Below are 23,388 nucleotides of genomic sequence, written 5' to 3'. Positions count from 1 at the left end.
CGGCCCCGTGCCCGCAAGCCAAAAGGCGCTGGAGCGGGCGGGGCTAGGCCTGGAGGAGATCGGCCTCATCGAGCTCAACGAGGCCTTCGCCGCCCAGGCCCTGGCGGTCCTCAGGGAGTGGGGCCTGGAGATGGACGACCCCCGGCTGAACCCCAACGGCGGGGCCATCGCCCTGGGGCACCCTTTGGGATGCTCGGGGGCCCGGATCCTCACCACCTTGGTCCACGAGATACGGAGAAGAGGGGTCCAGTTTGGCCTGGCCACCATGTGCATCGGGGTGGGCCAGGGGATCGCCATGGTGGTGGAGGCGGTATAAGCGGTAAGGAGGCCCCGCGGTTCGTTTAAAGAGCCCTTACCGCTTCTGTTCGGATCTCTTCCGCCCTTTGGGCCAAAGGCGTGGCCTTGAGGCGCAAGTAGGCCTCCTCGTCCAAGGGATCCAAAAGAAGCGCATGGAGCCAGTCCTGGGGGTCTGGGCTGGAGAGCAGCTTTTTCCGGTGGACCGCCACCCGGGCCAAGGCGGCCTCCTCCAAAAAGGGATGGTCAAGACCGAGAAACGGGATGGAAAAGGCGGCTTCTGGATCCCAGAGGTCCACGTAAAGCTCGGGCACAGGGTTTAGAGCGCAGGGGTCTGCAGAAAGAAAATACCCCGGGGCCCGGGGTGGGCGGCCAGGCTCGAGGAGGCCCAGCAGTTCGGAGAAAAGGACCCGGAACTCCCCCCTGGAAACCTCGAGGGCCTCCTGAAGCTCCTCTCTCCGCCACGCCTTTTCCGCGAGCAAAGCCAGCATTAACTCAGCCTTCCTCCGCCTAAACCGCACCGGCCTCCCCCCTACCCGGACCCGGAATCCCCCGTACGCACGGATCTCCACCCGGACCCCCGGGTGGTAGGGCGTGTCCAGCTGGCCCATCTCCCAAAGGAACCTCCGGGCCCGCTCCACAGGAAGGGCCAGCAAGGTCTTCTCGGCCAGAAAGGGGTAACGGTGGAGGAGCTCATGCCCCTTGTCCTGAAAGGGGTACGCCTCGGCCAAGGCCCGAAGAAAGGGGTCCGCCCCCACCAGGTGGGGGAGGGGGAAGACCTCGCCCCGCCGAAGCCGGGCCATGGCCACCACCAGGGTCATGAAGGCCTCCACCCAGGCATCCCCGGAGAGCCGGGCCAGGCGGACCATCTCGGAAAAGGGTTCCTTCCAGTCCCCTAAAAGGGCAGCCAACCCCCCCAGGGCCTCCACCTGAAGCCGGGGCGGCCCCCCCTGAGCGAAGGCCAAGGCCGACCGGTAAGCCTGAAGGGCTTCTTCAAGGCGGCCCAAGGCGAGAAGGGCATGCCCCCGGCGGGCCTCGGCCAGGGCCACCCCAAAGGGGCTTTCCAGCACCTGGGCCTCCCACCGCCCCCGTTCCGCTTGTCGCACCGCCTCCTTCGCATCCCCACAGACCGCCTCCAGAAGGGCTCGAAGCAGACTCCCCTCCCGGTGGTGAAGAGGCGGCCGTAAAAACCCCCTTGGTTCCCTCTCATAGGAAGCCCTGGAAGGAGCCAAAGGCTCAGCCCTAAGAAGGGCCAGCGCCTCCTTAGGCTGGCCCCGCCTGAGGAGGAGCCTGGGTCCGGAAAACCCCATCCGGGCAGCCTCCTCTACGCGCCCCTCGTTCAAAAGATTCTCCGCCAAAAGGGGCTCGGCCTCCCCCGGGTAAAGGCGGAGGGCCTCTGCCAAAAGGGGCCGGGCCTTGGCGGGCTCCACCGTATCCAAGTAGAGCTGGGCCCAGCCCAGATAGGCCCGGTCCAGTCCCCGGGCCAACGCCTCCCGGTAAGCCGACTCCGCCTCCCGGTACCGGGAAGCCTGGCGCAGCGCCTCGGCCAAGAGGAGGACGAGGCTGGGCCGGGCCTGGACCACCTCCTTGGGAAGGGCCTCCAAAAGCCCCAGGACGCTGTGGGTGAGGCCTTGGCGCAAAAACCCCTCCCCATGGGCCAAAAGCAGGTCAGCGGCGTGCCCCATCCGGCCGGCCTCAAGAAGGAACTGGGCCGCCCGCAAAGCCTCCCCCTGCTTTAGGGCCTCCTCTGCCGCCTGGTTGAGGAGGGCGCGGCGCTCCCCCTCCGGCAACCGGTCCATCAGGGCCGCCCGCACCAGGGGGTGGAAGCGAAGCCGGTTCTCAAGTCGCTCCAGGACCAGGTCCTCCGCATAGGGAAGGAGGGGATGGGCCTCCTCCAGCCCCACCTCCTCCCGCACGGAAAGCCGGGCGGCCAGGAGCTGAACCTCCTCGGGCAAGGCCGCGAGAAGAAGATGGCCTAGGGCCACCCGGGGCTCCCCTTCCCACCAGACCTCCTCCGCTTTTAGCCCCTTGCGCATGGCGAGGAGCATCAGCCTGAGCCCTAAAGGCCAGCCCCGGGTCAGGCTCTGGGCCCGCTCCACCTCGTACCCTGGTACCTCCGGGGCCAAGGCTTGGGCAAGGGCGCAGGCCTCCTCCGGGTCGAAGGCCAGCTCCTTTTCCGTAAGAACCCGGCCCAAGGCCTCAAAGGGCTCGAGGCGGCGGGAAAGGAGGGCCAGGCGAAGCCCTGGAACCCGCAACAAGGCCAAGAAAACGCGGAGGCTCTCCCGTCCCACCCCCAGGTGGGCCTCATCCACCACAAGAAGATGGGAAGGAAGGTTGAGAAGGGCCTCGAGGAGGGCCTCTAAGGCCAGGGGCCAGTTCCCCCGCTCCAAAAGCCCCTCCAGCTCCTCATACACCCCTTCCCCCACCCGGTCCCGGTACGCCGCCCCCAGGTGCCAGAGGAGGACCACGGGGTCCTTGGCCTCCTGCCCCAGGGCCAGGTACACCCCGCCATAGGGTACCAGCAAGGTGGTTTTACCGTACCCTGCCCCTGCGGCCAACACCAAGGCCGAAGAACTGGCCCACGCCTCCTCCAGAAGGCGCTTTAGGCGATGCCGCTCCACCTCGTGGGGAAGCCGAGGAGGCAGAAGCCGGGTTTTCGGAACCCTGTAAGGCATCGGTAACAAAAGTGTAACACCCAGGGGCTAGCCTGAGCCTTAGGAGAACGGGATGTACCTGCGAGGACTAGGGGTCTACCTGCCTCGAGGCCGGATCCAGAGCCGGGAGATTGCCGAGTGGTCAGGCCTGCCCGAATGGGTGGTGCGGGAAAAGCTAGGGATCGTAGAGAAGCCGACCCCGGGCCCGGAGGACCACCCAGCGGAGATGGCCATCTGGGCTGCGGAAAAGGCCCTTAAGGAGGCCAAGGTGCCCCGGGAAAGGGTCGGGGGGGTGCTTTCCATCGTGGAGGAACACAAGGACTACCCGGTCTGGGCCACCGCCCCCTACCTGGCCTACCGCCTGGGTCTTCCTGGTGGGCTGGGGATGGACCTCAACCAGAAGTGCGCCTCCTTTATGGGAGCCTTGGAGGTAGCCCGGGGGGTTTTCTCCACCCGCAAGGGCGTGGAGCACCTGCTCATCGCAGGCGGATACCGGAACGGGGACCTGATCGATTACCGGGATGAGGGGGTGCGGTTTATGTACGACCTTGCCCCAGGTGGGGCGGCCGCCTTGGCCTCCAGGGAAGGACCGGGGTTTAAGGTCCTGGGGCTGGCCCACCGCATGGATCCCACCCTGGCCCTTATGGTCAAGGTGCCCGTAGGCGGGACGCGGAACCCCTTGGGGCCCAGAACCCTGGGTGAGTACCGCCTCCGGGTGGAAGATCCCGCGCAGATGAAGGCCCGTCTGGACGCCACCGCTTTGCCCACCTTTAAGCAAGTCCTGGAAGAGGCGCTGGAAGAGGCCGGGTACACGCCTCGCGACCTGGACTTTCTGGGCATCCTCCACATGAAACCCTCGGCCCATCGGGGCCTCCTCAGGACCCTTGGGCTTTCTGAGGAGCAAAGCCTCTACCTGGATCGCTACGGGCACCTGGGCCAGTTGGACCCCATCCTTATCCTCGAGCTGGCGAGGAGGGAAAAAAGGATCCGGCCTAAGGACCTGATCGGCTTGGTGGCCGCGGGCGTGGGGTACTTCTACGGAGCGGCGGTCTTGCGCTGGGAGGTGGAAGAGGATGCTGGAGCTTAACCCGGACTGGCTGGGGCGGCTTGCCCAGTACCATCCGTACCGGAAAGCGGTCTTTTTCCGGGGCCAGTGGTACACCTACCAGGGGCTTTATGAGCGCGCCCGCCAGGCTGCAGGAGTGCTCCAGGCCCTCGGGGTGGGCCGGCAGGACCGGGTGGGGATCCTGGCCAACAACCATCTGGCCTTCCTGGCCCTTTATTTTTCCACACCCTTCCTAGGGCACATCCTCACCCCCTTCAATATCCGGCTCTCCCTGGAGGAGCTGAGGGCTCTTCACGCCTACACCCGGCCCCGGGTGCTCTTCTACGGCGAGGGGTTTGAAACCACGGCCAAGGCCCTGGACAGGGGGGCCCTCCCCCTAGGTGCCCTGGAAGGCCCCCCAGCGGTGGGGGAAGCGAAGGTCGGCCTGGAGGATCCCGCCCTCCTCCTCTTCACCGGGGGGACGACGGGCCTGCCCAAAGGGGCCCTCATCCCCTACCGCCAGCTCCTGGTCAACGCCATCCAGACCGTCATGGCCTGGGGCCTGACCCGGGAGGACCGGTACATCCAGGCCACCCCCATGTTCCACGCGGCCCTGAACGTCCTGACCACCCCGCTTCTTTACCTAGGCGGGGGCGTGCTCATCCAGGAACGGTTTGACCCCGAGGAGTATCTGAACTGGGTGGAGACCCAACGGGTTAGCCTCCTCTTTCTGGTCCCCACGATGTTCCAGACCCTCTCCGAGCATCCCCGCTTTGCAGCCACAAGCTTTTCCTCAGTCCGCTTCGCCATCTCCGGGGGCGCCCCCTGCCCGGCCCCCGTGCGGGAGGCCTTCCGAAGACGAGGGGTGGGGTTCAAGCAGGGGTATGGCCTCACGGAATGCGGGGTCAACTGCTTTACCTTTGAGCTGGACGAAGCGGAGGCCTATCCGGAAAGCGTAGGGCGGCCTATGCCCCATCTCGAGGCCCGACTGGTCAAGGAAGATGGCCAACCAGCGGGGCCTGGCGAGGCGGGGGAGCTCTGGTTCAAAGGGCCTGTGGTGATGCTCGAGTACTTCGAAAGGCCGGAGGAAACCGCCAAGGTCGTTGTAGAGGAAGGAAAGGAGCGCTGGCTAAAGACCGGGGATCTGGCCCTAAAAGACGAGGCAGGACGCTTCTATATCGTGGGGCGGAAGAAGGAGATGTATATCTCAGGGGGGGAGAACGTCTTCCCGGTAGAGGTGGAGCGGGCCCTTTACGAGCATCCCGCGGTCTTGGAGTGCGCCGTTTTAGGCATGCCCGACCCCAAGTGGGGGGAGGTGGGGTGGGCCTTCGTGGTCCTGAGGCCAGGGGCTAGGACGGACGAGGAGGAGCTCCGAACCCTTTTAAAATCCCGGCTTGCAGGCTACAAGATTCCCAAACGTTTTATCTTCCTAGACGAGCTTCCCAAGTCCGGCCCTGGAAAGGTCCTAAAGGAGGAGCTGAGGAGGCGGTATGGTTGACCGGTACCTGTTGGAAGGATCAGGCCCCCCGGTCGTCCTGCTGAACGGGCTCTTCCAGCGCCTCGAGGCCTGGGAGGGGATCCTTCCCCACCTTAAGGACTTCCAGGTCCTCCGCTACGACATGCGGGGTCAGGGCCCCTCCCTCGTGGGGGAAGAATCCCTCACCCCTGGGCGCCACGCCCAGGACCTGGAGGACCTTCTGGACCGGCTGGGGCTGGCCAGGGTCCACCTGGTGGGGCTTTCCAATGGGGGGGTGGTGGCCCAGGTCTTCGCTCTGAAGCGGCCAGAGCGGGTGCAGAGCCTCGTCCTCCTCTGCACCACCCCGCACCTGGACACCGCCCTGCGGGCCAAGGTGGAGAGCTGGCTCCACGCCCTCGAGGTGGGGGGGGCGCTCCTCAGGCTCCGGGTGGGGCTCGCCTGGACCTTCGGGCGGAGCTTCCTCAACCGGAACCCCGGCCTCCTCCAAGAGGAGGGGCTCCGGACCCTCCTGGCCCAGGCCCCCCCTCCCGAGAACCAGAGGCGGCTCCTCCAGGGCTTCCTGACCCTGGAGGACCTCCGGCCCCAACTTAGGGGGCTCTCCCTGCGGACGCTGGTGGGGGCGGGGGAGGAGGACCTCCTCTTTCCCCTCCCCTACGCCCGGGAACTAGCGGAAGCCCTGGAGGCGGAGATGGCCCTCCTGCCCTTGGGCCACGCGGCCCTGGTGGAAGACCCGGACCTGGTGGGCCAGAGGGTTCGAAGGTTTTTGGAGGTGAAGGATGCGGTTTGAGGAAAGGGGGTTCGGCCGGCCTGTGGTCTTCGTCCATGGCAACTTTGCCTCGAGGACCTGGTGGAGGGAGATCCTGCGGCCTCCCGAGGGGTACCGGTTTCTGGCGGTGGACCTTCCAGGCTTCGGGGAAACCCCCTTCCCAGGGGGAACGCCCTCCATCGAGGGGTTCGCCCAATCCCTCCTCGCCTTTTTAGAGGAAGGGGGGCTGGAACCGGTCCTGGTGGGGCATTCCCTGGGCGGAGCGGTCGCCATGGAGGCAGCAGGCCGCGCCCAAAACCGGATCCGCGGGCTGGTCCTCCTGAACTCCGCTCCACCCACGGGTTTCCCCACCCCCGAGACCTACTACCCTATGCTGGCAAGTTACCGGCAGAACCGGGAAGCCCTCAAAGCGGCCCTTCTGGGGGTCATTGGGAAACCGCCCCCCTACTTTGAGGAACTGGTGGACCAGGCTCAGGCCATGCACCCTGCCCATTTCACGGGGAACGCCCGGGCCTTGGCCGAGTGGCGGCTGACCCAGGTCTACCCGGGCCCGGTCCTGGTGGTGCATGGGGAGAAGGACCCCCTGGTGCCCCTGGCCATGGCCGAGGCCACCCGGGCCTTCTTCCCACAAGGACGGCTCTTGGTCCTTCCAGGCCTGGGCCACTCGCCCCAACTGGAGGGGCCAGAAGTCTTCCTGGGCGCTTTGGAATCCTTTTTGGAGGAGGTGCCATGGGGTTCAAAGTAGGGGACACCGCAGAGTACACCCAGACCCTGACCGAGGCCCAGGTGGCCCTTTTCGTAGGGGCCACAGGGGACCACAACCCCCTGCACCTGGACGAGGTCTACGCCCGGAAAACCCGTTTCAAGGGGCGGATCGTGCACGGCCTCCTCACCGCCGGCCTCATCTCCACGGCCATCGGAACCAAGCTCCCTGGAACGGGAGCGGTCTACCTGGGCCAAACCCTGCGCTTTCTCAGACCCGTCTACCTGGGGGATACGGTCACCGCCCGTCTGGAGGTTACCGGAGTCAAGGAGCGGCCAGGCGGCCAGATCCTCACCCTTAGGACCCTCTGCCTCAACCAGAAAGGGGAGGTGGTGATAGAGGGCGAGGCCACGGTGCTTTACGAGGTGGCTGGAAAGGAGGAAGCATGAGGAAAAGGCTGATCGGATGGATGGCGTTAGTGCTCGGTCTGGGCCTAGCCCAGACCCAGGTGAAGGTGGGGGTCCTCCTCCCCCTCTCGGGGATCGCCAGCGTCTCCGGCAAAGCAGCTCTAAACGGCATCCAACTGGCTGCAGACGAGGTAAGGGCCGCAGGAAGGGTTCGGCTGGAGTTGGTGGTGGCCGATGACGGCACCGACCCGGCCAAGGCCGTACCTGCCTTCACCAAGCTCATGACCGTGGACAGGGTGGACATCGTGATCGGCGGACTGGCCAGCGGGGTCACCTTCGCCCTCTCCGGACCCGTAAAGCAGTACGGACCCCTTTTTCTGGCCATCGGGGCGGCGAGCTCAGTGGTGGAGCAGGCCTTTGAGGGCTACCCCCTCTTTTTCCACTATCACCCCTGGGACTACCACAACGTGGCTGCGGCCCTGGACTTCTTCCGCTACCTGCACAGGGAACTGGGGGCACAGAAAGTGGCCATCCTGTACGAAGACGGGCCATTCGGTTCAGCAGGAATCAAGACCTACCAGGAGCAGCTCAAGGCCCTCGGTTACCAGGTCCAGGCCGAACCCTTCAAGACGGGCAGCGGGCAGTTCACCGCCGTCCTTACCCGGTTTAAGGCCTTCAGCCCGGACATCCTCTACTGGATCGGCTACGACGTGGACGCCCTGCCCATCGTCTCCCAAGCCCGGCAGGTGGGCCTAAAGCCCAAGCTCATCTACGGCGCACCCCCCTCCTGGCCCCTAGGGTTTGAGAAGAACCCTCTCTCCACCGACGTTGTGGGGATGACCGCCTGGTTGCCCACCGTGGCCAACCTCGAGTCCCGCCGCTTCGTCCAGGCCTACCAGAAAAAGTATGGGGAGATGACGGAGGAATACATGGCCCCCATGGGTTATGCCATCGTCAAGAGTCTGGGTCTGGCGGTGGAAAAGGCGGAGAGCGCCGACAAACAGAAGATCGCCGAGGCCCTGGCCCAGGTTCGGCTGAACACCCCCCTCGGTCCCCTGAGCTTCAAACCCTCAGAGACGGGCAAGACCCGGTACCAGGGCTTTGGACCGGAGATCTGGTTCCAGTTCCAGTACCTGGAAGGAAGCCGCCGCCCCATCTTCCCCAAGGACAAGGCAGCCCGGCCCCTCCGCTATCCTGGGGAGTACTACCTGCGCTGATGGACCTCCTCCTGCAAACCCTTCTGAACGGGACCCTCGCCGCCGGGGTCTACGCCCTGGTGGCGAGTGGCCTGGCCCTTTCCGTGGGGGTGGTGGGGATCGTGAACTTCGCCCACGGGGAGTTTCTGATGATAGGGGCCTTCACCAGCTACCTCCTCTTCGCCACCCGTGGGCTTGACCCTCTCGTCTCCTTGGGTCTGGCCGCCCTGGCCGCCTGTTTGGTGGGGGCGCTGGTCTACCATGGCCTTCTGCGGCCCGTCCTTCTGGCCCCGGAGCTCAACCAAATGCTCCTCACCTTCGGCCTCTCAGTGCTCCTGCAAAACCTGGCCCTCCTCCTCTTTGGGGCCAACACCCGGGTGGTGGCTCCACCTTACCAGGGCAGCGCTCTCCAGCTAGGCCCCTTTAGCCTGGGCGTGGTACCCCTGGGGGCTTTTTTGCTCTCCTGCACCCTTCTCTCTTCGCTTCACCTTTTTCTGAGGCGGAGCCGCCTCGGGCTGGCCATGCGGGCCGTGGCCCAGAACCGACTGGCCCCTGGGCTTCTGGGGATCGAGCTCCACCAGGTCAATCTCTCAGCGTTTGCCCTCTCAGCCGCCCTGGCCGGGGTAGCGGGGGTTATGCTTTCAGTAATGCTGTACGCCAGCCCCACTGTGGGCTTTGCCTACACGCTCAAGGCGTTTGCCATCGTGGTGATGGCCGGCCTAGGCAATCTCACCGGGGTGCTCTGGGCGGCCCTGGTGCTGGCCTGGGCCGAAGCGGCGGTGAGCACCTACCTCCCCGGGGGTGGGGGATGGGTGGAGGCCGTCTTCTTCCTCGTCATCTTTTCAAGCCTCCTCTACCGAAGCTACAGGGGTCAAGCGTGAAGGAAATCCTAGGCCTTCTTCTCTTTTCTGCCCTCCTACCCTTTCTGCCCCTTGGGGACTGGCAGGCCTTCCTCCTAGACACCGCGCAGTTCGCCTTCCTGATCACCGCCTTAGCCCTTTCATGGGACCTCCTGGCCCGAACTGGCCAGCTCTCCCTTGCCCACGGGGCCTTCTTTGGCCTAGGGGCTTACGCCGCGGGCCTCACCGCTAAGGCCCTCGGCCCCTTGCCCGCCCTGGGGGTGGGGATGGCCGTGGCCGGCCTCTCAAGCCTGGTCCTGGGCCTCGCCACCTTACGGCTTCAAGGGATCTACTTCGCCATCGCCACCTTGGCCTTCAGCGAGGTCATGCGGACCCTGGTCCTCAAGGCCCCCTTCACAGGCGGGCCGATCGGCCTGCCCGTGCCCCCGGCCTTTCCCGGTCTACCCCTCGGGGGGTACTACCTGGCCTTTTCAGCCTTGCTCCTGGCGGTGGCCATCAGCCTGGGCTTGGCGAGGAGCAGACTGGCCTACGCCCAGGCGGCCACCCGGCAGGGGGAGGCGGTAGCCCGGGTTTTGGGAGTCCCGGTGGTCCGGGTCAAGCTGGTCTCCTTCCTTCTCTCCAGCGCACTGGCTGGCCTAACCGGAGGGGTCTACGCCTTCAAAACCCTCTTCCTTACCCCCTACGACGCCTTCGGGCTGGGGCGGGCAGTGGAAGCCCTCGTCATCCCCATCTTCGGGGGGCTTTACACCACCTCGGGTCCCCTTTTGGGAGGCTTCCTGCTGGTGGGCCTCGAGTCCTGGCTAAGGCTCCGGGTCGGGGAGGGATACCTTGTGGCCTATGGGGCCCTCCTCATCCTGGCCATTCTGTTCCTGCCCCGGGGTCTGGTGGGGCTTTTTGGAGGACGGCGTGGCGCTGATTGAGGTGGAAAACCTTACCAAGCGGTTCGGGGGCCTCCTGGCGGTCAACCAGGTCAGCCTGGAGGTCGGGGAAAGGGAGATCCTAGCGATCATCGGACCCAATGGAGCGGGGAAGAGCACCCTTTTGAACCTCCTTTCGGGACTTCTCCGGCCGGATGGAGGACGGATCCTCTTCCAGGGAGAGGAGATTACGCACCTTCCCCCGGAGGCCCGGACCTGGCGAGGGCTGGGCCGGGCCTTCCAGATCCCAACCCCCTTTCCAGAGATGACCGTCTGGGACAACGTGCTGGTGGGGGCCCTCTTCGGAAAGCCCGACACCTCCAAAAAGGAGGCAAAGCGGGTGGTGGAGGAGGTTTTGGAGCTCACGGGCCTCACCCACCAGGCCCGGCGACTTGCGAAGGAGCTTACCCTTTTGGAGGAAAAACGTCTGGAGCTTGCCCGGGCCTTGGCCACCCGGCCCTGCCTCCTCCTTTTGGACGAGGTGATGGCGGGCCTCAGGCCCAAGGAGGCCCGTGAAGCCGTGGAGGTCTTGAGGCGGATCCGGGACAGCGGGGTCAGCATCCTCTTCATCGAACACCTGATGCCCGTGGTCCGGGCCCTGGCCGACCGGGTGGTGGTGTTGGACTACGGGGAGGTCATCGCTAGAGGCCGCTACGAGGAAGTAGCCCTGGACCCCCGGGTACGGGAGGCCTACCTAGGGAGGTCGGCATGAAGCTGGTGGCGGAGGGGATCGAAGCCGGGTACGGCAAAGCCCAGGTCCTCTTCGGCGTGGACCTGGAGGTGGCCACTGGGGAGCTCGTAGCCCTCCTGGGGGCGAACGGAGCAGGGAAAACCACCTTCCTCCGGGCGCTTTCCGGCCTCATTCGCCCCTGGCGGGGGGGATCTGGCTAAACGGTCAGGACCTCAAGCCCCTTTCCCCGGCCCAAAGGGCACGGCTCGGCCTGGGGCATGTTCCGGAGGGGCGCCAGCTCTTTCCCCTGATGAGCGTGGAAGAGAACCTCCTCCTTGGGGCAGCCTTCTTGGCCTGGGAGCGGCACAAAGAGAACCTGGAAAAGGTCTATGCCCTCTTCCCCCGGCTTGCGGAAAGAAGTCAGCAGGCGGCGGGTACCCTCTCGGGGGGAGAGCAGCAGATGCTGGCCATCGGCCGGGCCCTGATGGGCCAGCCCAGGATTCTTCTCGTGGATGAGCCCTCCTTGGGCCTGTCGCCCAAGCTTGCCGAGGAGGTCCTCCTCTCCTTAAGGAGGATCAAGGAACAGGGGGTGGGCGTCTTGCTGGTGGAGCAGAACCTTGCCCTCTCCCTCGAGATCGCCGACCGGGGCTACGTGATGGAGTACGGCCATATCGTGCTGGAGGGAGGGGCCAGCGCGCTCAAGGAGGACCCCAGGGTGCGGGAAGCCTACCTCACCCTGGAAGGCCCTTCGAAGTGCTAGACTGAGGGAAGATGGACGTGCGGGAGGAAAGCTTTTGCCCGGTCTACTTTGCCCTGAATCTCCTCCAGGAAAAGTGGGTCCTCCACATCATTCGGGCCCTACTGGGAGGGGAAAAGGGGTTTAACGAACTCTCTCGGGCCGTGGGGGGGGTGAACCCCGCCACCTTAAGCCAGCGCCTGGAACAGCTCGTCGCCCTGGGCCTGGTGGAAAAGCGGGTGGAGTCCCACATGCCCCCCCGGACCCGTTACCGGCTAACCCCCGCAGGCCGGGAGTTCGAGGAGGTGATCCAGGCCATTGACCGCTGGGCCCGGAAGCACCTCAAAGCCCCGGTTAGCGGAGGGTGAGAAGGTAAGTGGGAAGGCCCATCTGGCTCATGAGGTCCCTCTGCTCCTCGAGCCAGTTCACGTGGGCCTCCTCGTCCTTCAGGATTTCGCCAGCGGTGTCCCGGGTGCCGTTGTCCCCCAGGGACTGGGCCAGGTTCATCGTCTCGTTGTAGCCCCTGACCGCCTGGAGCTCCCCTTCGTAGTCGTTTAAGATCATCTCTTCCACGCTTTTGCCGATCCGGATCTCCCCTATCCGGCTCACCTCGGGCAGGCCCTCCAGGAAGAGGATGCGCTCAATGTGTTTTTCCGCATGGCGCATCTCCGTCATCGCGTGGGCCTTGAAGGCCTGGGCGAGCTTGGTGTACCCCCAGTTCTCCGCCATCTCCGCATGGACCATGTACTGCAAAATTGCGGCGAGTTCCTCAGAGAGCCGGTCGTTCAGGGCCTGGATGACCTCGGGGCTTCCTTTCATGCAACCCTCCTCGGATATTCTACGCCCTCCCGGGCAGGACAGGGGCTCCTTCCTTTCGGAACGAAAGGAATCGGCAATCTTAGCCCGGCCAAGCCCCCTAGCGGTATTTGAGCGCTTCCATCAGCTCCTCTACGATCTCGTCCACATCCCCCCGCGTTTGGGCGGTGGCCACGTGCTCCCTGAGGTGGGACTTCAAAACCATCTCCCCCACCCGGTCCAGGGCTCCCTGGACGGCCTTGATCTGCTTTAGGACATCCACGCAGTACACGCCCTCGTCCTCGAGCATCCTGAGAAGCCCCTCCACATGTCCCCGGACCGCGAGGAGGCGCCTTTTCGCCTCCTCGCGGACCCTAGGATCCAGATGCAGGTGTCTAGGCATGCTTCACCGAGGCCCTGTACCCCTCCTCCTCCACCGCCCGGATGAGAAGGTCGGGGTCCACCTCCCCGTCCACCACGGCCTCTTTCCGGTCCAGATCGACCTGGACATCCTTCACACCAGAGACCTTCAAAAGGGCCTTCTTCACCGCCATCACACAGTGGGCGCAGGTCATGCCTTCCACATGCAGACGAACCATCCTCCACCTCCCTATCCCTCCCCCCCTGGGGAGGGTACACCGTCATCTTACACCCCTCGCCCAGGGCGGTCAAGGACAAACCTTACCTCTTCCCCCACCCGCACCTGGGCCAGAAGCCACAGGTCCTGGGGGTGGACGAGGGCGGGCTTGGCGTACCCTCCAAGGCTTCCCTTGTCGTTCATGAGGACGATGGGCTCCCCCCTGGGGGGAACCTGGATCCCCCCCAGGGGGGTGGCCTCGCTCACCCCCTCCCCCCCCGGTACGGGCGGGCCCAGAAGCCGAAGGCCCACCCGGTCCCCCTGGACCAGGGTAAAGGGTGCAGAGGCAAGGGCTCGAAGGGCCTCGAGGGAGGCCTGGGGGCCTTTTAAAAGGCGGATGCGGAAGGGGGGCAAGGGGGGCTGGGAAAGGGCATACCCGGGCCGCACGGGGCGGGGGTTTTCCACCCCCAAAACATCCCCTGCCCTCAGGGGCCTCCCGATCAGGCCCCTGAGGTCCGGGGAGGCGCTCCCTAAAAAGCGCCGCGCCTCTATCCCACCGGCCACCGCCAGATACCCCCGTACCCCCTCCTTAAGGGGCTTGAAGCGAAGGGTCTGGCCCCTTCTTAGAAGAAAGCTCCGCCCAGGCGGGAGGGGTTCATTCCCCACCAAAGGAAGCATCCCGTAGCCGGCAAACCCCAGGACCAGATCCGTCAGGGCGGTGAGGACGGGACCGGTAAGGGTGAGCTCCAGAAGGGGGGCCCCAGGGGGGTTTCCCACCAGGGCGTTCGCCCGCCGGGCGGAACGCTGGTCCAGGGCGCCGGAGCGGGCCAGGCCCAGGTGCCCCGAGAGGAACCGGCCCGTGTCCACCACCAGGCTCAAAAACCCGGCCTCCTCCACCCTCAACGCGGGGTGGCGGGGGGCCTCGGGAAGGAGGTCCAGGGGCTTTGGCTCAGCCGGAGGGAGGCCCTGGGCCGGGCGGAAGCGGACCCGGTCGTTGGGCCCAAGGAGGAAGGGCTCCGGCCGATGGGGATCGTAGACCGCCACCAACGCCCGGCCCAGAAGCCGCCACCCCCCCGGGGAGGGCAAAGGATAGATCCCCGTCTGGAAGCCGGCGATGGCCACGGAGTGGGCGGGGACCCGGGGGCGGGGCTGGGGTTTCCGGGGAAGGCGGAGCCGGGGGTCGACCCCGCCCATGAAGGGAAAGCCGGGGGTGAAGCCGAGGGCGTAGACCCGGTACAAAGGGGCGGCGTGCAGGCGGATGACCTCCTCGGGGGAGAGGCCGGCCTCGAGGGCCACCTCCTCCAGATCCTCCCCGCTGTAGAGGACCGGGATCTCCACCTCTTTCCCCTCCCCAAGGGGGGCCGCCTCGAGGCGGGCGAGGTGGCGGCGTAAAGCGGCCTTCCGGAGGGGGTCGGTGAACTCGAGGTACAGGCTCGTGTACGCGGGGATCACGTCCAAAAGCCCCCTGGGGGGGTTGTCCAAAAGGGCCTTGGCCAGGGCCAGGGCCCTTCGATTGGCCTCCTCCAACCCCCCTGGGAAGCGCAGGTAGACCCCCTGGTGCACGCCTTTATTGTAGGCTAGCCTGGATGGAAGGCCTTTCTTACCTTGTGGGGGCAAACCTGTACGATCTGGACCAGGATCTGCAGACCCTTCTGGCCCATTACGACCCCGGGTTTAAAGAGCGGGAGCCGGAGTACCGGGCCTTTGGGGAGAGGATGGGGAAGGAGGTCCTGGAAGTCCTTTACCACATCGACCAAGATGCCCCTCCCGCCCTGGTGATGCACGACCTGAACGGAAGGCGGATCGACCGGGCTCGGCTCTCCCCCGCGCAAAGAGCCCTGCTTGCAACCCTCCGCCCCATCAACCGCTTTGCCTACGAGGGAAAGGGCTGGGTCCCCCATTTCGCCCTGGGGTACCTCCTGGCGGACGGGGGGGTGTACTGCATCCTCACCATCACCCACCAGGTGGCCTATGCCCTCCACAAGTACGCGCCGGAACACCAAGCCATCAAGGAGGAGCTCCTCTACCAAAACGCCTTCGGGGCCACCTGGATGACCGAGATCCAGGGGGGAAGCGACCTCGGGGCCAACCGGACCCTGGCCATTCCCGAGGGGGAGCGGTGGCGCCTTTACCAGGGGGACAAGTACTTTGCCAGCGGGGCGGGGCTTGCGGATTATGCCCTGGTCACCGCCCGGCCTGAGGGTGCTCCGGCCGGGGCCAGAGGGCTTGCGCTCTTCCTCCTTCCCCGCCTGGACCGGAAGGGCGAACTCAACTTCCGCGTGCGCAGGCTGAAGAGCAAGCTGGGGACCCGGGCCGTCCCCTCAGGGGAGGTGGAGCTGGAAGGAAGCGAGGCCCATCTGGTGGGCAGGGCGGAGGAGGGGATCTACTACACCCTGGAGACCCTGACGGTAAGCCGCCTGGCCAACGCGGTGGCCGCGATGGGCATAGCCCAAAAGGGGTTTCTGGAGGCCCTCTTCCGGGTTAAGAAGCGGGAGAGCTTCGGCCGCCGCCTCTTGGACCACCCCCTTGTCCGCCGGGACCTGGTGGATCTAAGGGTACGCCAGGCGGGGGGGCTGGCCTTGGCCTTCCACGCGGTGGCCGCCTTTGACCGGGCCTGGGAGGAGCGCCCCCCCTACACCCCCCGCTACCACCTGGCCCGCTTCCTCTCCCACCTGGCCAAGAACCGGACGGCGGAGCACGCCCAGAAGAGCACGGCCTTGGCCATGGAGCTCTTCGGTGGGCTGGGGTTTTTGGAGGAGTACGCCATCGCCCGCTGGCACCGGGAGGCCCTCATCACCCCCATCTGGGAAGGGCCCTCCAACATCCAGGCCCTGGACCTCCTCGAGGCCATGGAGAAGAAGGGCGCCCACCTCCTTTTCCTAGAGGAAGTATCGGCCCTCCTCGAAGGCCACGGGGAAGCCGAGGCGGCCTTGGCCCTGGAGACGGCGGAAAAGACGCTGGCCTTCCTCAAGGGTGAAAAAGAGGCCGTCTGGTACGCCAAAGAGGCCCTAAGGCGGCTTGCGGATGCGCTTTCCGTGGCCGTCCTCTTGAACCTAGGGGAGGCCTATGAACCCGTTGCCCGGCTCTACGCCCACCGCTTTTTAAAGCGGGAGGAGTACCCGGCCTGGGCGGGGGGGTGGCTTCTCACCCAAAGGTGAACCCTGTCCCACCGGGAAAGGGGGATTGAGCTAGGTTAAGAAGGATGAACCGGCTGGCCCGGGAAAAAAGCCCCTACCTTCGGCTCCACAAAAACGACCCTGTGGACTGGTACCCATGGGGGGAGGAGGCCTTCAAAAAGGCCAAGGCGGAGAACAAGCCCATCTTCCTCTCCGTGGGCTACAGCAGCTGCCACTGGTGCCACGTGATGGCCCGGGAGTCCTTCCAAGACCCCAGGGTGGCGGAGCTTCTCAACGCCCACTTCGTCCCGGTGAAGGTGGACCGGGAGGAAAGGCCAGACATCGACGCGGCCTATATGCAGGCCCTTCTCGCCCTTACCGGCCAGGGGGGGTGGCCGATGAGCCTCTTCCTTACCCCAGAGGGCAAGCCCTTTTACGGGGGAAGCTATTTTCCGAAGGAGGACCGGCTGGGGCTCCCCGGGTTTAAACGGGTCCTCCTAGCGGTGAAGGAGGCCTGGGAAAAGCGGCGGGAAAGGGTGGAGGAGGAGGCCCAAAAGCTGGCCCAGGCCCTGGAAAAAAGCGTCAAAAAAGGGGCGTGGTCGGTTCCAGAGGCCATTCACGAGGAGGTTTTAAACCGCCTCGAGGCCCTTTTCGACCCGGTGTACGGCGGGTTCGGGGAAGGGCCCAAATTCCCCCAAGGACCCCTTCTCCTCTACCTCCTGGCCCGGGCGGCCACGGGGGAGAAACGGGCAGAGGCCCTCTTAAGGCCCACCCTCACCCGGATGGCCCTCGGCGGGGTCTACGACCAGGTGGAGGGGGGGTTCCACCGCTACGCGGTGGACCGGGCCTGGCGCCTTCCCCACTTTGAAAAGATGCTTTACGACAACGCCCTCCTGGCCCGGGTCTACCTGGGGGCCTGGCTCCTCTTCCACGACCCCCTCTACCTCCGCGTGGCCCGGGAAACCCTGGACTTCCTCCTGAGCCTGCGGCTTCCCGAGGGGGGGTTCGCCGCCAGTCTGGACGCGGAAAGCGAGGGGGAGGAGGGGGCCTACTACGCCTTGGAGGAAGGGGAGTTGGCCGGCCTCAGCGAACTGGAGCGGGCTTACCTGAGCCCCTTCCCCTTCGAAGGGCGGTACGCCCTATCCGCCCTAGGCGAGGAGGCGGTCAAAAGCCGGCTTGGGGAAGGGTTTCCCAGCTTTCTTTCCGAGCTTAAGGCGAAGCTTCGCAGGATACGGCAGGCAAAGCCCAAACCCCTTAGGGACTACAAGCTCCTGGTGGACTGGAACGGCCTGGCCCTGGAGGCGTTGGCCGAGGCGGGAAGGTTTCTGGGGGAGCCCTACCTCCAGGAGGCCAAGGCCCTGGCCCGCCGCCTCCTTGCCCTCCGCCAGGGAGGGCTTCTGCCGCATGCCCACCGCCTGGGGGAAAGCACCGTCGGCCTCCTCCTCGACCAGGCCCGGGTGGGCCTCGGCCTCGTGGCCCTGTACGAGGCCACGGGGGAGTGGGCCTGGCTGATGGCGGCCCGGGAGGTGCTGGAGGCGAGCCGGGCCTTCAAGGCGGATGGCTGGCGGGAGACCCTGGAGGACCTCCCCCTTCCCCCATGGACGGAGGAGGGCGCTTTGCCCTCGGCCCCCTCGAGTCTGGCCCTCCTGTTCTTCCATCTCGGCCGCATCTTTGAAGAGGAAGGATACCTGAAGGAGGCGGAGGGGCTTTTGGAGGAGGAGGGGGGGCGTCTGCGCCGCTACCCTGAGGCCTTCCCGTCCCTCCTCCTGACCCACCTCCACCTCCTTAAAGGAAGCGAGCTGGCCCTCCCCACCCCCTCCCCCTTCCTGCCCCAGGCCCGGGGCTGGTACCTTCCTTTAACCCTCCTCATCACCGGGCCGGAAGGGGCCTTGCCAACCCTGAACAAGAGGGCGGGAAGGGCCTACCTATGCCTGAGAGGGGTCTGCCTCGCCCCCTGCGAGGAGGAGGAGGGACTCAAGCAGGCCCTTCGGGCCCATTACCCCTCCCTCTGAGGATCAGACCCTGATCCAGGGCCGCCACCAGGGAATGGAGAAAAGGGTCAGGGCCAAGGCGGCCAGGATGAACCACAAGGCCTTCCGGGGGGCTTTTTCTACCTGGGCCCGAGCCATATGGGCAAGGCCCAGGGCCAGGACCATCCCCACCCAGTGCTCCATCAGGAAGAAGGCCACCTCGGGGTTCTCCCGCGCCAAGGCCAGGTTCCGGTAGGCGGGGGCCAGGAGGGGGCTTTGCCAAAGGAGGAGGAGGCCCAGGATGAGCTGGAGGGTAAAGGCATGGGCAAAGCCCAGGGCGTAGACTCGAGCCATGGGGCCTGGAGGCCGGGAAAGGGCGAAGAGGGAGAGGAGGCCAAGGAGGAGAACGAGCCACCGGAGGAGGTTGTGCAGGGAAAGGAGCAGGGGGTAAAGCTCCATGGGCCTAGTCTACAAGGGGATTCCCCAGAACCGGGGTGAGGGGCCTCACCTCGAGGCTGCGCAGGCGGTTGACCGTGGCGGCAAGCTCCAAGGGGCGGACCAACGCGGCCTCCGGGGCCTCCTCCAAAAGAAAGGGGTCGTCCAGCCGGACGAGGCTTTCGGCCAGGGCCCTCAAGGGGGTTTTTCCGTCCGCGGCCTCGCGCATCCTCTTGAGCAAAGCCCCCAGGGTTCGCACCTGGCCATCCTCCAGGAGGTCCAAGGCGGAAAGGTCGATCGTCTCCTCGCCAAACACCAGCTCCCTTAAGCCCCGGCCCTTCACCCTCTCCCTCCGGCCCCGCCTGGGGTCGAAGCTCTGGGGCAGGGGGGCCCGCGCCCGGACGAAGAAGGGGGTCTTCTCCCCAAAGACCCGGCCCGTGGGATGGGCCAGGGCCACCTCCCGCGCCCTAGCCGTGGCGTCCAGGGCCCGATACTCCTCCATCAGGACCACGGTGTCCGCGAGCTCCAGGTAATCCCCCACCCCGCCCACCACCAAGACCAAGGAGACCCCGAGGGCCTTCAGTTCCCCCACCCGGTCCAGGAGGGGCGTGAGGGTTTCCCGTTCCACCAGGGCCTGCATCCGGGCATCCCGCACCAGGAGGTTGGTGGCCGAGGTGTCCTCATCTAAAAGGAGGAGGCGGCTTCCCGCCTCCAGGCCCTCCAGGATGGCCGCGGCCAGGCTGGTGGAGCCTGAGGCGTCCTGGGTGGAGAAGAAGGCGGTGGACCGGCCCTGGGGGAGGTTCTTGACAAAGGGCCTCAGGTCCACGCCCGTCACGCTCCGGCCGTCCTCGCTCTGGACCCTTAGGCCGCTCCTTTCCGTCACCACCCACTCCCGCCCATCCCCTGGGACATGGGGATAGACCCCCCGGACCAGGGCCTCTAAAAGCGTGGTCTTCCCGTGGAACCCCCCTCCGGTGATCAGGGTGAGGCCCCTAGGCACCCCCATGCCCCGCACCTCCCCATGGTGGGGGGTGTGGAAGCGGACCTCGAGGCTTTCCGGGCTCACGAAGGGCAGGGCGCCCTCCAGGGGCCTCTCGCTCACCCCGCTTTCCCGGGGAAGAAGGCTTCCATTTCCCACAAAGGCCACAAGCCCCCGATCCGAAAGCCGCTCTTGGATGAAAACATGGTCCTCCGCCTGGTGGATGTGCTTTTCCAGGCCCGAAAGGGGGTAGCGGAGCTCCTCAAGGAGGCCAAGAAGCCCTTTCAGAAGCCTTTCCGCCTCCTTCCCCGCGATCCTTCGGCCAAAGGCGGGAAGCCCCAGGCGGAAACGCAGATAAAGGCCCTTCTCCGTGTACCGCGCCCCGGCCCGGCGCAAGATGGCCGGGCTTTCCACCCCCACATAGACCCGCCCCGAGTGGCCCATCCCCTCCACTCTGGGAAGGTTTCTAAGGAGGGCTTTAAAGCGCCTGAGGACGAAGTCCTCCAAAGCGACCCGCCCCTCCTCCCGGGTGAACAGGGGCGGGATTTTGTGAAAGGCTGGGGAAAGCCAGACCTCCACCACACTGGGGGTGGCGAAGGGATCGCCCTGCACATGGACGAAGCGGAGGGAAAACCCTTCCCCCTGCCAGCTTCCCTTAAGGTCCTTGTAAAACCCATAGGGGCGGCCCTCGAGGGCCCGCACCTGGTCCAGAAGGTCAGAAAACCGCCGCACTTTGCCATTTTAGTCGAACGCCCTTACCTCCACCCCTTCCCCTTCCAAGGCCTCCCGGATGGCCTTCGCCACCTGGGGGGCACTGGGGTTGTCCCCATGGATGCAAAGCGTCTCGGCCCTCACCCCTACCTCCCCCCCGTCCAAAGCCTCCACCCGGCCCTCTAAGACCATGCGCAAGGCGCGCCGGGCCGCCTCCTTGGGGTCGGTAATCCAGCTGCCTGCAAGGGAGCGGGGGGCCAGCTGCCCGTTTTTCAAGTAGGCCCTTTCCGGGAAAGCCTCGAGGACCACCCTAAGCCCCATCGCCCTGGCCTCCTCCTCATAGGGCGTGTTCGGAAGCACCACAAGCGGCAGGCCTGGGTCGAAGTCCTTGACCGCCTGGGCAATGGCCCGGGCGGTCTCCCGGTCCCGGCAGGCCTTGAGGTAAAGGGCCCCGTGGGGCTTGACGTGGTGGAGGAAAAGGCCTTCCGCCTTCAAGAAGGCGGAAAGGGCCCCGATCTGATAGAGGAGATCCGCATAGACCTCCTCCGGGCTTAGCGCCATCTCCCGCCGGCCAAACCCCACGAGATCGGGAAAACCCGGGTGGGCCCCCACCGCCACCTTATGGGCCTTGGCCCGGGCCACCGTCTCCTTCATCCGCAAGGGGCTTCCCGCGTGAAACCCGCAGGCCAGGTTGACCGAGCTCACCAAGGGAAAGAGGGCCTCGTCGTGGCCGTAGGTGTAGACCCCGTAGGACTCCCCCGCGTCCGCGTTCAGGTCCACCTGCATGGGAAAAGCTTATCTCACTTCCACCTCGAGGCCCCTTAGGGCCCGGCCCAGGGCCTGGAAGCCCGCCTCGAGCTCCGCCTCCTTGATGGTCAGGGGTGGGGCGATGAGGAGGATGTTGTGCTTAGCCACGACGTAAACCCCCTCCCGCAAAAGGGCCCTCAGGAGGGCCTGTACGGCGGGGGAAAGGGGGGCGTGCCAGGGGGAGAGGGGCTCCTTGGTGGCCCGGTCCTTGACCAGCTCCAGGGCAAAGAAGGCCCCCAGGCCCCGGACATCCCCGATAAAGGGGTGCTTCTCATACAAAGCCCGAAGCCCCTCCCGGAGGAGGCCCTCGAGGCGGTGGGCCCGCTCGAAAAGCCCCTCCTCCAGATAGGCCTCCACCGCGGCAAGCCCCGCCGCCACCGCCAGGGGGTGGCCCGCATAGGTGTGCCCCGCCCAGAGGACCTCCTGGTCGAACCGCTTGGCCAGGCCCTCCCGCACCAGAACCCCGCCCAGGGGGACGTAGGCCGAGGTCACCCCCTTGGCAAAGGTGATGAGGTCGGGGGCCACGCCCAGGCGCTGGGCGGCAAAGGGAGCCCCCAGACGGCCAAACCCGGTCATCACCTCGTCAAAGACGAGGAGGATGCCGTAGCGGTCGGCGATCCGCCGCACCCCCTCCAGGTACCCCTGAGGGTAGACGATGACCCCGTTGGAGCCCACCACCGGCTCGAGGAAGATGGCGGCCACCCGGGACGGGTCCTCGTGGAGGAGAACCCGCTCCAGGTGGTCCAGGGCCCGAACCACCTCCTCCTCCGGGTCCGAGGCGTAAAAGGGGGAGCGGTACGGGTAGGGAGCGAAGAAGTGGACCACCCCCGGGATGGCAGGCTCGGCGGAAAACCGCCGGTTTTCCCCGGTAAGGGCGCTTGAGCCGTGGGTGGAACCATGGAAGGAACGGTAGGCGGCGAGGATCTTGAACCGGCCCGTTAGGTGGCGGACCATCTTGATCGCGTCCTCGTTCGCCTCCGTTCCCGAGGGGGTGAAGAAGACCCGCGCCCCTTCGGGCCAGGGGGAAAGCTCGGAAAGCCTGGCCGCCAGGAGGGCCCGCTTGTCGTGAAAGAACGAAGGTGGAGCGTAGCAGAGGGTCTGGGCCTGGTCCTGGATGGCCTGGACCACCTTGGGATGGCCATGGCCCAGGTTGACCGCCACCAGGCCGCTGGTCAGGTCCAGGTACCGCTTCCCCTCCCGGTCGACCAGGTACGACCCCTCCCCCCGGACGATGACCGGGGGGTTTAAGGAGGCCTGGGCCGACCAGGGGGTGAGGACGTACCTCCTGTGCAGGGTATCCAGATCCATCTCCACCTCCTCGCCCCTCAGGAAGGCCACGCCCCCTGGGGGATGGCCCAAGCATACCCCGGGTTGGGGGCAAAGGAAAGCAGGTTTTCATAAGTTAAGATTTTAAGGCCGGCCAGGAAAGGGCTCGAGCCGGACGCGCACGTGGAAAACCTCCTCGCCCCGACGCACCTTTAGCTCCACCTCCTCCCCCACCCTTTTGCGCCGCACCGCCTGCAAGAGGTCTTCAAAGGTGTTCACCGGAAGGCCATCCACCTCAAGGATGACGTCCGGCACCCCGCCCGCCTCCAGGCCTCTGAGCCCGGCCTTGTGGGCGGCCCCGCCCGGAACCACCCGGCCCACCACCACCCCCCCTGGCGGAAGGCCCCACTCCCGGGCCAGCTCAGGGGTTAGGGAACGTGGCCCTGAAAGCCCCAGATAAGGCCAGCTGATGCGCGCCCCGCTTTCGAGGCGCCCCACCTCCTCCCGCCTGCCCACAAGGGGGGTGGCGTAGCTCCGGAACCCCTCCTCCGTCAGCCCAATCGCCACCGCCACCGCCACCACCTTGCCATAGGCGTCCAAAACCGGACCCCCCGAGTCCCCCGGGGCCAGGGGAAGGGTGGTCTCCAAAACTCCGCTGGGAAGAAGGGGGCTCACCACCACCCCGGTCCGCACCAGCCTGCCGAAGCGGGGGGCCAGAAACTCTCCCCGGGAGTTCCCGATGGCCAAAACCCCCTCCTTGGGCCTCAGGGGGCGGTCCAGCTCGAGTTCCAAAACCCTCGGGGGCTCCACCTCCGTTTTCAAAAGGGCCAGGTCCAAGGGCTCGAGGTAGCCCAAAAGGGTGGCCGGCCCCCGTACCCCCCGGGCGGTGCGCACCTGGAGGGCCTCCCCTTCCACCACATGGAAGGCCGTGAGGACGAGTCCGCCACGGCCCAAGGCCCGGTAGAAAAACCCCGACCCCCTTCCCCCGCCCTCCCCTTCCAAGGCCA

22 protein-coding genes and 2 pseudogenes are annotated in these 23,388 nt (G+C 66.1%); 14 read left to right on the top strand and 10 right to left on the bottom strand.

The genetic code is table 11. The features are described 5' to 3' along the window. Positions 1 to 316, top strand: a pseudogene (locus tag C4301_RS05105) (3-oxoadipyl-CoA thiolase); the annotation flags it as partial. Between the two features lie 25 nt (positions 317 to 341). Here the strand turns inward: C4301_RS05105 and C4301_RS05100 are convergent. Then, positions 342 to 2,969 (bottom strand): hypothetical protein, encoded by a 2,628-nt coding sequence (locus tag C4301_RS05100; protein ID WP_352414026.1) that lies wholly within the window; start codon positions 2,967 to 2,969, stop codon positions 342 to 344. Positions 2,970 to 3,021: 52 nt separating this feature from the next. Here C4301_RS05100 and C4301_RS05095 point away from each other — a divergent pair, with 52 nt between their 5' ends. The 11 genes and pseudogenes from C4301_RS05095 (at position 3,022) to C4301_RS05045 (ending at position 12,093) form a co-directional block, all read left to right on the top strand. Next, entirely contained in the window at positions 3,022 to 4,035 is a 1,014-nt protein-coding gene (locus tag C4301_RS05095) for a 3-oxoacyl-ACP synthase (protein WP_352414025.1), read from the top strand. After that, a complete protein-coding gene (locus C4301_RS05090; RefSeq protein WP_352414024.1) occupies positions 4,022 to 5,491 on the top strand; it encodes a class I adenylate-forming enzyme family protein in 1,470 nt (489 codons plus the stop codon). Before C4301_RS05095 ends, C4301_RS05090 begins: the two co-directional genes overlap by 14 nt. Continuing rightward, on the top strand, positions 5,484 to 6,257 hold the full coding sequence (locus C4301_RS05085; RefSeq protein WP_352414023.1) for an alpha/beta fold hydrolase: 774 nt from the start codon (positions 5,484 to 5,486) through the stop codon (positions 6,255 to 6,257). Before C4301_RS05090 ends, C4301_RS05085 begins: the two co-directional genes overlap by 8 nt. Beyond that, on the top strand, positions 6,247 to 6,981 hold the full coding sequence (locus C4301_RS05080) for an alpha/beta fold hydrolase (protein WP_352414022.1): 735 nt from the start codon (positions 6,247 to 6,249) through the stop codon (positions 6,979 to 6,981). Before C4301_RS05085 ends, C4301_RS05080 begins: the two co-directional genes overlap by 11 nt. Next, positions 6,966 to 7,388: a MaoC family dehydratase gene (locus C4301_RS05075; protein ID WP_352414021.1), complete on the top strand. Its 423-nt coding sequence runs from the start codon at positions 6,966 to 6,968 to the stop codon at positions 7,386 to 7,388. The genes C4301_RS05080 and C4301_RS05075 overlap by 16 nt, the downstream gene beginning before the upstream one ends. Then, on the top strand, positions 7,385 to 8,563 hold the full coding sequence (locus C4301_RS05070; RefSeq protein ID WP_352414020.1) for an ABC transporter substrate-binding protein: 1,179 nt from the start codon (positions 7,385 to 7,387) through the stop codon (positions 8,561 to 8,563). Before C4301_RS05075 ends, C4301_RS05070 begins: the two co-directional genes overlap by 4 nt. After that, the gene (locus C4301_RS05065; protein ID WP_352414019.1) at positions 8,563 to 9,423 is read left to right on the top strand and encodes a branched-chain amino acid ABC transporter permease; all 861 of its coding nucleotides are present in this window, start codon (positions 8,563 to 8,565) and stop codon (positions 9,421 to 9,423) included. Before C4301_RS05070 ends, C4301_RS05065 begins: the two co-directional genes overlap by 1 nt. Next, the gene (locus C4301_RS05060) at positions 9,420 to 10,322 is read left to right on the top strand and encodes a branched-chain amino acid ABC transporter permease (protein WP_352414018.1); all 903 of its coding nucleotides are present in this window, start codon (positions 9,420 to 9,422) and stop codon (positions 10,320 to 10,322) included. The genes C4301_RS05065 and C4301_RS05060 overlap by 4 nt, the downstream gene beginning before the upstream one ends. Beyond that, positions 10,309 to 11,031: an ABC transporter ATP-binding protein gene (locus C4301_RS05055; RefSeq protein WP_503012394.1), complete on the top strand. Its 723-nt coding sequence runs from the start codon at positions 10,309 to 10,311 to the stop codon at positions 11,029 to 11,031. The genes C4301_RS05060 and C4301_RS05055 overlap by 14 nt, the downstream gene beginning before the upstream one ends. Beyond that, positions 11,028 to 11,749 (top strand): annotated as a pseudogene (locus C4301_RS05050) (ABC transporter ATP-binding protein). The gene C4301_RS05055 and the pseudogene C4301_RS05050 overlap by 4 nt, the downstream one beginning before the upstream one ends. A gap of 11 nt (positions 11,750 to 11,760) precedes the next feature. Further along, the gene (locus C4301_RS05045) at positions 11,761 to 12,093 is read left to right on the top strand and encodes a winged helix-turn-helix transcriptional regulator (RefSeq protein ID WP_352414017.1); all 333 of its coding nucleotides are present in this window, start codon (positions 11,761 to 11,763) and stop codon (positions 12,091 to 12,093) included. Here C4301_RS05045 and bfr read toward each other — a convergent pair. The 4 genes from bfr to pxpB all read right to left on the bottom strand — a co-directional run bounded on the left by bfr (position 12,080) and on the right by pxpB (position 14,660). Beyond that, positions 12,080 to 12,544, bottom strand: coding sequence for a bacterioferritin (gene bfr, locus C4301_RS05040; RefSeq protein ID WP_352414016.1), 465 nt, complete (start codon positions 12,542 to 12,544; stop codon positions 12,080 to 12,082). The two genes, C4301_RS05045 and bfr, sit on opposite strands and share 14 nt — an antisense overlap. A 97-nt stretch (positions 12,545 to 12,641) precedes the next feature. Next, the gene (locus C4301_RS05035; RefSeq protein WP_352414015.1) at positions 12,642 to 12,923 is read right to left on the bottom strand and encodes a metal-sensitive transcriptional regulator; all 282 of its coding nucleotides are present in this window, start codon (positions 12,921 to 12,923) and stop codon (positions 12,642 to 12,644) included. After that, entirely contained in the window at positions 12,916 to 13,119 is a 204-nt protein-coding gene (locus C4301_RS05030) for a CopZ family metallochaperone (RefSeq protein WP_352414014.1), read from the bottom strand. The genes C4301_RS05035 and C4301_RS05030 overlap by 8 nt, the downstream gene beginning before the upstream one ends. A 47-nt stretch (positions 13,120 to 13,166) precedes the next feature. Next, entirely contained in the window at positions 13,167 to 14,660 is a 1,494-nt protein-coding gene (gene pxpB, locus C4301_RS05025; protein ID WP_352414013.1) for a 5-oxoprolinase subunit PxpB, read from the bottom strand. Positions 14,661 to 14,683: 23 nt separating this feature from the next. Here pxpB and C4301_RS05020 point away from each other — a divergent pair, with 23 nt between their 5' ends. Beyond that, a complete protein-coding gene (locus C4301_RS05020; RefSeq protein WP_352414012.1) occupies positions 14,684 to 16,255 on the top strand; it encodes an acyl-CoA dehydrogenase family protein in 1,572 nt (523 codons plus the stop codon). Positions 16,256 to 16,299: 44 nt separating this feature from the next. Beyond that, positions 16,300 to 18,225, top strand: coding sequence for a thioredoxin domain-containing protein (locus C4301_RS05015; RefSeq protein WP_352414011.1), 1,926 nt, complete (start codon positions 16,300 to 16,302; stop codon positions 18,223 to 18,225). 3 nt (positions 18,226 to 18,228) lie between these two features. On the opposite strand, the gene C4301_RS05010 is transcribed toward C4301_RS05015, so the two are convergent. The 5 genes from C4301_RS05010 to C4301_RS04990 all read right to left on the bottom strand — a co-directional run. Beyond that, the gene (locus tag C4301_RS05010) at positions 18,229 to 18,642 is read right to left on the bottom strand and encodes a hypothetical protein (RefSeq protein ID WP_352414010.1); all 414 of its coding nucleotides are present in this window, start codon (positions 18,640 to 18,642) and stop codon (positions 18,229 to 18,231) included. 4 nt (positions 18,643 to 18,646) lie between these two features. Next, a complete protein-coding gene (locus C4301_RS05005; protein ID WP_352414009.1) occupies positions 18,647 to 20,329 on the bottom strand; it encodes a P-loop domain-containing protein in 1,683 nt (560 codons plus the stop codon). Between the two features lie 9 nt (positions 20,330 to 20,338). Next, positions 20,339 to 21,094, bottom strand: coding sequence for a LamB/YcsF family protein (locus C4301_RS05000; RefSeq protein ID WP_352414008.1), 756 nt, complete (start codon positions 21,092 to 21,094; stop codon positions 20,339 to 20,341). A 9-nt stretch (positions 21,095 to 21,103) separates the two neighbouring features. Continuing rightward, the gene (locus C4301_RS04995; RefSeq protein WP_352414027.1) at positions 21,104 to 22,423 is read right to left on the bottom strand and encodes an aminotransferase class III-fold pyridoxal phosphate-dependent enzyme; all 1,320 of its coding nucleotides are present in this window, start codon (positions 22,421 to 22,423) and stop codon (positions 21,104 to 21,106) included. Positions 22,424 to 22,525: 102 nt separating this feature from the next. Continuing rightward, positions 22,526 to 23,388 (bottom strand): S1C family serine protease (locus C4301_RS04990; protein ID WP_352414007.1); only part of this gene is annotated, 863 nt, incomplete at its 5' end.

This window comes from Thermus sp., assembly GCF_040290245.1.
Classification (GTDB): domain Bacteria; phylum Deinococcota; class Deinococci; order Deinococcales; family Thermaceae; genus Thermus_A.
Note: the sequence above shows the minus strand (reverse complement) of the source record. Positions and strands in the feature narration are given on the sequence as shown.

What these genes read in the sequence shown, in the direction of transcription:
- C4301_RS05090 (WP_352414024.1), top strand. Translation starts at nt 4,022, where the DNA reads ATGCTGGAGCTTAACCCGGACTGGCTGGGGCGGCTTGCCCAGTACCAT.
- C4301_RS05020 (WP_352414012.1), top strand. Translation starts at nt 14,684, where the DNA reads ATGGAAGGCCTTTCTTACCTTGTGGGGGCAAACCTGTACGATCTGGAC.
- C4301_RS05000 (WP_352414008.1), bottom strand. Translation starts at nt 21,094, where the DNA reads ATGCAGGTGGACCTGAACGCGGACGCGGGGGAGTCCTACGGGGTCTAC.
- C4301_RS05085 (WP_352414023.1), top strand. Translation starts at nt 5,484, where the DNA reads ATGGTTGACCGGTACCTGTTGGAAGGATCAGGCCCCCCGGTCGTCCTG.
- C4301_RS05010 (WP_352414010.1), bottom strand. Translation starts at nt 18,642, where the DNA reads ATGGAGCTTTACCCCCTGCTCCTTTCCCTGCACAACCTCCTCCGGTGG.
- C4301_RS05035 (WP_352414015.1), bottom strand. Translation starts at nt 12,923, where the DNA reads ATGCCTAGACACCTGCATCTGGATCCTAGGGTCCGCGAGGAGGCGAAA.
- C4301_RS04995 (WP_352414027.1), bottom strand. Translation starts at nt 22,423, where the DNA reads ATGGATCTGGATACCCTGCACAGGAGGTACGTCCTCACCCCCTGGTCG.
- C4301_RS05015 (WP_352414011.1), top strand. Translation starts at nt 16,300, where the DNA reads ATGAACCGGCTGGCCCGGGAAAAAAGCCCCTACCTTCGGCTCCACAAA.
- bfr (WP_352414016.1), bottom strand. Translation starts at nt 12,544, where the DNA reads ATGAAAGGAAGCCCCGAGGTCATCCAGGCCCTGAACGACCGGCTCTCT.
- C4301_RS05030 (WP_352414014.1), bottom strand. Translation starts at nt 13,119, where the DNA reads ATGGTTCGTCTGCATGTGGAAGGCATGACCTGCGCCCACTGTGTGATG.
- C4301_RS05045 (WP_352414017.1), top strand. Translation starts at nt 11,761, where the DNA reads ATGGACGTGCGGGAGGAAAGCTTTTGCCCGGTCTACTTTGCCCTGAAT.
- C4301_RS05075 (WP_352414021.1), top strand. Translation starts at nt 6,966, where the DNA reads ATGGGGTTCAAAGTAGGGGACACCGCAGAGTACACCCAGACCCTGACC.
- C4301_RS05080 (WP_352414022.1), top strand. Translation starts at nt 6,247, where the DNA reads ATGCGGTTTGAGGAAAGGGGGTTCGGCCGGCCTGTGGTCTTCGTCCAT.
- C4301_RS05070 (WP_352414020.1), top strand. Translation starts at nt 7,385, where the DNA reads ATGAGGAAAAGGCTGATCGGATGGATGGCGTTAGTGCTCGGTCTGGGC.
- C4301_RS05100 (WP_352414026.1), bottom strand. Translation starts at nt 2,969, where the DNA reads ATGCCTTACAGGGTTCCGAAAACCCGGCTTCTGCCTCCTCGGCTTCCC.
- C4301_RS05095 (WP_352414025.1), top strand. Translation starts at nt 3,022, where the DNA reads ATGTACCTGCGAGGACTAGGGGTCTACCTGCCTCGAGGCCGGATCCAG.
- C4301_RS05065 (WP_352414019.1), top strand. Translation starts at nt 8,563, where the DNA reads ATGGACCTCCTCCTGCAAACCCTTCTGAACGGGACCCTCGCCGCCGGG.